The sequence below is a fragment of the Psychrobacter celer genome, assembly GCF_016107555.1.
Lineage (GTDB): Bacteria > Pseudomonadota > Gammaproteobacteria > Pseudomonadales > Moraxellaceae > Psychrobacter > Psychrobacter celer.
This window is the reverse complement of the sequence record NZ_JABASU010000006.1, coordinates 144,354-151,529: the sequence shown is the minus strand read 5'-3', so window position 1 is coordinate 151,529 and position 7,176 is coordinate 144,354. Positions and strand designations below refer to the sequence as shown.

General features: G+C 46.6%; 4 protein-coding genes and 4 tRNA genes. All 8 read right to left on the bottom strand.

Annotation, left to right across the window (positions count from 1 at the left end; translation table 11 throughout):
• Positions 1-554 precede the first annotated feature (554 nt).
• Positions 555-629: transfer RNA gene (locus JFC05_RS05095), tRNA-Thr, on the bottom strand.
• Between the two features lie 115 nt (positions 630-744).
• A tRNA-Gly gene (locus JFC05_RS05090) sits at positions 745-818 on the bottom strand.
• An 80-nt stretch (positions 819-898) separates the two neighbouring features.
• Positions 899-982: transfer RNA gene (locus JFC05_RS05085), tRNA-Tyr, on the bottom strand.
• A gap of 67 nt (positions 983-1,049) precedes the next feature.
• A tRNA-Thr gene (locus JFC05_RS05080) sits at positions 1,050-1,125 on the bottom strand.
• Positions 1,126-1,316: 191 nt separating this feature from the next.
• Complete coding sequence (locus tag JFC05_RS05075; RefSeq protein WP_198336023.1) at positions 1,317-2,813, bottom strand: anthranilate synthase component I family protein; 1,497 nt, start codon at positions 2,811-2,813, stop codon at positions 1,317-1,319.
• Between the two features lie 250 nt (positions 2,814-3,063).
• Positions 3,064-4,209, bottom strand: coding sequence for an FHA domain-containing protein (locus JFC05_RS05070; protein WP_227697418.1), 1,146 nt, complete (start codon positions 4,207-4,209; stop codon positions 3,064-3,066).
• A gap of 103 nt (positions 4,210-4,312) precedes the next feature.
• Positions 4,313-5,071: an RsiV family protein gene (locus JFC05_RS05065; RefSeq protein WP_227697417.1), complete on the bottom strand. Its 759-nt coding sequence runs from the start codon at positions 5,069-5,071 to the stop codon at positions 4,313-4,315.
• Positions 5,072-5,395: 324 nt separating this feature from the next.
• The gene (locus JFC05_RS05060; protein WP_198336021.1) at positions 5,396-6,991 is read right to left on the bottom strand and encodes a peptide chain release factor 3; all 1,596 of its coding nucleotides are present in this window, start codon (positions 6,989-6,991) and stop codon (positions 5,396-5,398) included.
• Positions 6,992-7,176: the final 185 nt, after the last annotated feature.

The window sequence follows — 7,176 nt, the reverse complement described above, 5'->3', positions numbered from 1 at the left end:
GTGGCTTGTTGCGTTCAAACTTGGCCTTTGCCATGGGTAATTCCTCTTTTTTTGGTGAATCTTTATCAATAAAAGATCAGTGAATAGCTGTTTGACGGCTTCTGATGCATATTCAACCATCAAACCGTTGACGCTATGGCTTAACTACTAAAACGACCTTGCTTAACGTGTTATCGCAAACACAAGACTCCTCATTTGCCTCTAAACACGGTACGTTTCAATGCTTTATTCAAACTTGTTTTTATTCAAGCTTATTTTTGATTACACTTATATGCTTGTCTATTATACTTGCTTTTTGCGCGATTGCCCATCATCCACAGTATCGCGATATGGAGGTTACGTTACGATATCTTACGAGTCCCTAACCAATCTACCAGCTGACGCGTTACTGCTTTGTTAACTAATTGACAGCACTAAAAGGCAACACCTCAGTGTCACCTTTGAATTATAATCTGCCACACTAATTTTATAGTTTTCAATATTCTATAATTTCGATATCGACGTAAAGCTGTGTATTAAAGCTCAAAGCAAACACAAAAAGCTAAAACAATAAATGGAGCTCATATCGAGAATTGAACTCGAGACCTCTCCCTTACCAAGGGAGTGCTCTACCGCTGAGCTATATGAGCATATTTTAATAACTACAGCAGAAATCTGTAGGTTTACTAAAAAAAATATCACGATGCAGCAATGATAACTGACTGTCGTGATGTATTATTGATAGTCTTTGCGATGGTGTATATATGGAGCGGGTGGCGGGAATCGAACCCGCGTCATTAGCTTGGAAGGCTAAGGTGTTACCATTATACCACACCCGCAATTACTCTTGTTTTGGCTGACTCTAATAGAGAGTCTATCATAATAAGAGCTTGCTTGGCGCTATGACAAACTTAAAATATGGTGGTGGGAGAAGGATTCGAACCTTCGAAGCTTTCGCGACAGATTTACAGTCTGTTGGGTTTGACCGCTCCCCAATCCCACCTTAGGGTGCTTTGAACAAAAATGACTTTAAAGCAAGGCAATTTTATAAAAAGCGACTTTGAAAGAGATGGTGCCGACTGCCGGGATCGAACTGGCGACCTACTGATTACAAGTCAGTTGCTCTACCAACTGAGCTAAGTCGGCTTGTTCTCTCAAAGTGGTGGCTATTCTATCAAATATTTTGAGAGACGCAAGCCCTTTTTTATTTTTTTTGCGATTAATTTCACATTAATTGTCAAGCGGTTGATTATGTTACTGTTTTTTTGGCCATAAAACCACTTTTATCGCAGTCATAGCATTTGTGCTTGTTTTACCGTTCGCTGTAAGCCTAGCCGTTAGCGAATACGTAATCCATTACAGGCCATTTTTATGGCTTTTATCAGTATTTGGGCTTTTTGGTTGGTCTCCTCCCACATCGCGTCTGCAGTAGCACTGTCATTCACACTTGCGCCTACTTGGATATGTATCTTGCCGCGGCGCATCACCGCTGTGCGCACCGCTATCGCGGTGTCCATATTGCCATGCCAGCCCAAATAACCAACGCAGCCGCCAAAGACGCTACGACGCACCGGCTCAATCTCATCGAGGATTTGCATCGCGCGGGTTTTGGGTGCACCTGACAGTGAGCCTGCAGGAAAAGTGGCACACAGTACATCGAGCGCATCTTTGTCAGCAGTTATCACACCCTCAACATGAGAGGCTATCTGCATCACTTGCGAATAACGCTCGACAGCCATTTTTTGGCTGACCTCAACGCTGCCATCTTCACAGACGCGGCTAAGATCATCACGTGCTAAGTCAACGAGCTTGCAGTGCTCGGCGACCGCTTGCTGGTCAGCGAGCATCGCCGTCTCAAGTGCTAAATCGGCGGCGGCATCTTGGCCACGTTTGCGCGTGCCTACCAGCGGACGCACGCTGACACGGCCATCCTCTACGCGAGATAGCATCTCAGGAGAGGCACCGATGATATCAAAACGTTTGTGATCATCTAACGTGTAGCCATGCACTAAAAACAAATACGGCGATGGGTTTAAAAATCGCAGCGCACGATACACTGCCAGCGAGTTGCCTTTATAATCCGCGGTCAGGCGCTGGGCTGGCACCACTTGCTGCACATCCCCTGTCATAATGTAGTCTTTGATTTTATTGACATCCGTACTGTATTTATCCATGCCAGTATGCGATTTAAACTTAGGTGTGGGCATGATAGGGGCGTACAAGCTTGGCATCTCTGTCAGCTTATCTTCTATTTTTTCTAGCTCGCGAATGGCATGGCTATAGCCGTCATCGCTTCTGCAGTCAGCATAGACGATGATAGATAGGGTATTTTCTAGCCTATCAAAGACTATCACATTCATCGATAGCATGAGCCACATATCAGGCATGGTCATTGGGTTGGGCGCTTCACACTCTCCCATACTCGGCTCGATCACCCGTACCACATCGTAGCCGAAATACCCAACCAGACCACCGCTAAAGCTCGGCAGTGCCGGCATGTCTGTTGAAGTTGGCATTTGATACTCTGCCATCAGGGTACGAATATACTCAAATGGTTGGTCTACCATTTCCACGTCGATATGATCATTTTTTTTGACCGTCATTGCCCCATCTATATATTGCACGATCAGATCACCACCCAGACCAATCATCGAATACCGTGCCCAACGCTCACCGCCTGCCACCGACTCAAACAAGTAGGCCGAGCCGCTCAAATCACGTACTTTGGAAAACACCGAGACTGGTGTTTGGGCATCCATCAAGCGTTTTTTTATCAGTGGCGCATGGCTAAAACCACGGTCTTGAAAAGCTTGATATTCTTCAAAGGTCATCATAATGAAACTCTCTTAGCAAACGCTTGGCAAAAGATAAGAACAGTAGAAACGATAGTCACAATACAAATGCAAGATAGCGTCAACACTCTACTGAATGTTGACGCTATAAAAATGGCAGATTGGTGGCTTATTTTATTATCAGTGGCATAGTAAGGATAACTGGTAGCCGCTAATTATATCAAAGCCCGCTGGGGTTATAGCGGCTCAAACGGACTGGCCAGTACTATATTAAAATGAAACGCCATTAAAATTAAGCGCCGCCCATATTAAACAACCATAACGCCAACCCGATAATCAAAATTGCAATAAACACCCATACAAACCAACCGCCGCTGGACTTTTTCTCTACTTGGCCAGCATTGGCAGGATTATTGATGGCTTGATCCATGGCATTATTGCCTTCGGTACCAAGGTCGCGCTCCTGACCGAGATTGGCAGTTCCTGAAAACTGAGCGGTCGCCGCTTGCTTGGCGCGCAGCACCTCAGGATCCGCTTCTTCTTGTAGCGCAGTTTTGGTGGTTTTGTCATACTCAGGACTTTGACGTTCGGCTACGGGTGCTTCAGCTGTTGGCTCTTTTACTATTGGTTCTTCAACGACTGGATCTTTAGTGGCCGGCTCTTTAACGACTGGCTCTTCGACTACTGGTTTTTCGACTACTGGCGTTGCAGCGACTTGTTCTTTGGCTACTGGCTCTGCCGCAACAGTTTCTTGAGGTTCATTTTGAGCTGGCGTAGGGGCAATAATATCTTCTTCTACAGGGGCGGCGGACATAGCGGCCTCGCCTGCACTAGCCGCGAGCACCTCCTCGACGATCGTTTCTTTTACCACTGGCTCTGGCGTAGCTTCTACTGAAACGGTCTCACTAGGTGATGCAGGTCTTGCTGGGATCGTTTCTTCAACAGCGGCAGGTGGCAGTGATGACTCTGTTGCCGACTGCTTCGATGGCGTGCTAGTGCTCTCTAGATCTTCTTGCACTGAGCCTACTATCTCTTCTGGCTCTTTTGCTTTCGGCTCTTTGGTGGCTGGATCAATGGCGCTTGACTCTATATCCTCGGCAGCTAAAGCCATTACTTGAAACTCAAAGCTAGCAAAGCCAAGCTTATCGTCGGCGTTCAGCTGAACCGTTTTATTCGCCTCAATACGCTTATTATTAACAAAGGTTCCGTTAGAGGAGTCTAAGTCTTTGACATAAAGCTCAGTATCCAGCACGCTCAGTACTGCGTGGTTGCGTGACACCGCTTTACTACCTAGCACCACATCATTGTCGCTGCCACGGCCAATCGAGAGGCTGTCTGTGACGGTCAATGTCAAATCGCCCAACGCTTCGGTTAGGGCATTGAGACGCCAACTGTCTGCATCTGCGGTGGTATGTGCATTATCTGTATGATTCATCATGCTATGACTCCTTATTTTTTATGAAATTTTACATGTAATGTATTCAGCTATCTCTCAGATTTGATCGATGATCGGCCAAATGTGCCAGACACATCAACGATAACTATTTATTCGACAGGCGCGCTGGCAAAAACTGCGGTTTGATAACCCCCTGAAGCTGGCTATAAGGGATGCTCAGCACTGGCATGCCATAAGCATAAGGCCCGATAGAATAGTGCTGATAGCGAATATCGATGCCCTGATCTGTCAATGTGACATTATCACTTAGGGTAAACGGCCAGCTTTTCTCATAGCTGGCAACATCCTCATCGACTGTCTTGACCCACTCTTTATAAGCGCTATAGGCTAAGGCGTTAAAGCGAGATTTTTTGTTGGGCTGTAGCATGTCTGCCAGCTGAATTGGTTTTTTGGTTTGTTGATCAAATATTAAGTACTCACTATAGGGTATGCCGTGAGCGCCGCCCGTAAAGACGTATGAGTGTATTTCAAACAGCTCAAAATCATTGACGTGACCTAAGTATTCTGGCGTGACCATAAGGCTATAGACAAACACGCTGTCTGCTGGAACCTCCGCAAACTGTGAGGTCACAAACTCATCAAGCGCCGCTTTGACATCGTCAGGCGTTTTTACCACTCGTGCGCCTGACTCACTAGGTTTGCTATTGACCACCAGCGCATCAATACGGGCGTTGACGGTGTTGTCTATCCAGCTGTGATTGCTTTTGAGATATTTGACTTCAATATCTGGGCAATTATCACGCTCAGTACATATCTTTTGAATTTTTTCTGGTAATTGATAATCGAGATACTCTGTTGAGCTGATCAGGCTACCTGCATTTGCGGACAGACTAGCGGCCCCCATCAGTAAACCGCTTGCTAAGAGACCAATTCGCCGTATACGCCCTACTCTGCCTAAAGAAGTATGCGTCAGCGTGAACCTATTAAGATGAGATTGAACCATAGCTTTCATGCATTCCTTTTTATAATATAAAGTATTGTTTAACATTCTACCGTAACAATGACGCTGTATTGTAGGAACACTGTTTGTGTTTTTGCAGTGTTGCTAATCACTCAAAACCTCTCTTGACTCATTTGCCGCATAAATAACGGACAATAAAAAAGACACGGCTAGCGTGTCTTAATCAATGAACAATATAGTGATATGGTTGATTTGATAACAGTCGTTTTAATGCTCACGCGTGCTGCTAAAGGTGATCTCTGGATAACGATCTTGCATCAATTGCAAGTTGACACGTGATGGCGCAAGGTAAGTCAGATAACCACCACCATCTATCGATAGCTGATCATGGGCTTTTTTCTTAAACTTCGCCAGCGCCGCCTCATCATCACAATGAATCCAGCGTACGGTAGCGATAGAGACCGGCTCAAAGCTGCACTGTACTTTATACTCTTCTTTGAGACGATGAGCGACAACTTCGAACTGCAGCACCCCGACCGCGCCTAAGATTAAGTCGTTATTAATCTGCGGCATAAACACCTGCGTGGCGCCTTCCTCGGAGAGCTGCTGTAAGCCCTTTTGTAGCGCTTTGGATTTGAGCGGGTCTTTTAATACCACACGGCGAAACAGCTCAGGCGCAAAGTGCGGAATCCCCGTAAAGTTCAACTCCTCGCCTTCGGTGAAGCTATCACCGATAGAGATTGTCCCGTGGTTATGTAGGCCAATAATATCACCCGGATACGCCTCTTCTAATGCTTCACGGTCACCTGCCAAAAAGGTTAAGGCATCAGCAATACGCACGTCTTTCCCTAGGCGCACGTGCTTCATTTTCATACCTTTCTCGTACTTGCCAGAGCACACCCGCAAAAACGCAATGCGGTCACGATGGCGCGGGTCCATATTGGCCTGAATCTTAAAGACAAAACCACTAAACGCCGTTTCGGTCGCAGCCACTTCGCGCTCAAGCGTCGGGTGCGCTTTGGGCGGCGGCGCATACTTCACCAAGGTATCAAGTACCATATTGACGCCAAAGTTGCCCAGCGCGGTACCAAACAACACAGGGGTCATCTCGCCTTTTAAAAACGCCTCTACATCGAACTCTTCGAGCGCCATTTGTACCAGCTCAAGTGACTCCTCAAAAGCATCAAACATCAGCTGACCTAGACGCTCGCGGATATCAGGATAATCGTAGCCTTCACGCGTTTCAGAGACGGTCATCTTGCCGCCATTGCCTTTCTCATAAAGATAGGTTTTGTCTTCTGCAAGATGATAGACCCCAACAAAATCTTGCCCCATACCAATCGGCCATGTGACGGGCACGCATTTAATCTTTAGTACCGCTTCGATTTCACTCAGTAGCTCAAGCGGCTCACGAATCTGGCGATCGAGCTTGTTGACAAATGAGATGATGGGGGTGTCGCGCATACGGCAGACTTCCATCAGCTTGATGGTACGCTCTTCGACACCTTTGGCACCATCGACCATCATCAGCGCGCTGTCTACGGCGGTCAGAGTACGATAAGTATCCTCACTAAAGTCGGCGTGACCTGGGGTGTCTAGTAGATTGACCATATGGTCTTTGTAAGGAAACTGCATGACGGAGGTGGTGATAGAGATGCCACGCTCTTGCTCCATGCTCATCCAGTCAGAGGTCGCATGACGGTCGGTTTTACGGCCTTTGACCTCACCCACTACCTGAATGGCTTGTCCCCATAGGAGCAGCTTTTCGGTCATGGTGGTCTTACCCGCATCAGGGTGCGAGATAATGGCGAAGGTGCGGCGCTTGGCAACTTCTTGATTTAGTTTTTTTGGGTCTACGCTCATAATGTTCGGCTTCAGCAGTTGGGTCATTTAGAGATTAGTCTAAATAAATAGGGTAAATATGAGCGTATTGTAACGGATTTAGCGCCAGGCTGCAGAATTAGCGCATAAAAAAACACGCTCTATGATAGCCCAATAGAGCGTGCGACCTTGGAGGTTACGATGTTTTTGGCCTGAATTATGGGCTT

Coding starts and splice junctions, on each gene's coding strand:
- JFC05_RS05065 (WP_227697417.1), bottom strand. CDS start 5,071: ATGGGGGCCGCTAGTCTGTCCGCAAATGCAGGTAGCCTGATCAGCTCA.
- JFC05_RS05060 (WP_198336021.1), bottom strand. CDS start 6,991: ATGAGCGTAGACCCAAAAAAACTAAATCAAGAAGTTGCCAAGCGCCGC.
- JFC05_RS05075 (WP_198336023.1), bottom strand. CDS start 2,813: ATGATGACCTTTGAAGAATATCAAGCTTTTCAAGACCGTGGTTTTAGC.
- JFC05_RS05070 (WP_227697418.1), bottom strand. CDS start 4,209: ATGATGAATCATACAGATAATGCACATACCACCGCAGATGCAGACAGT.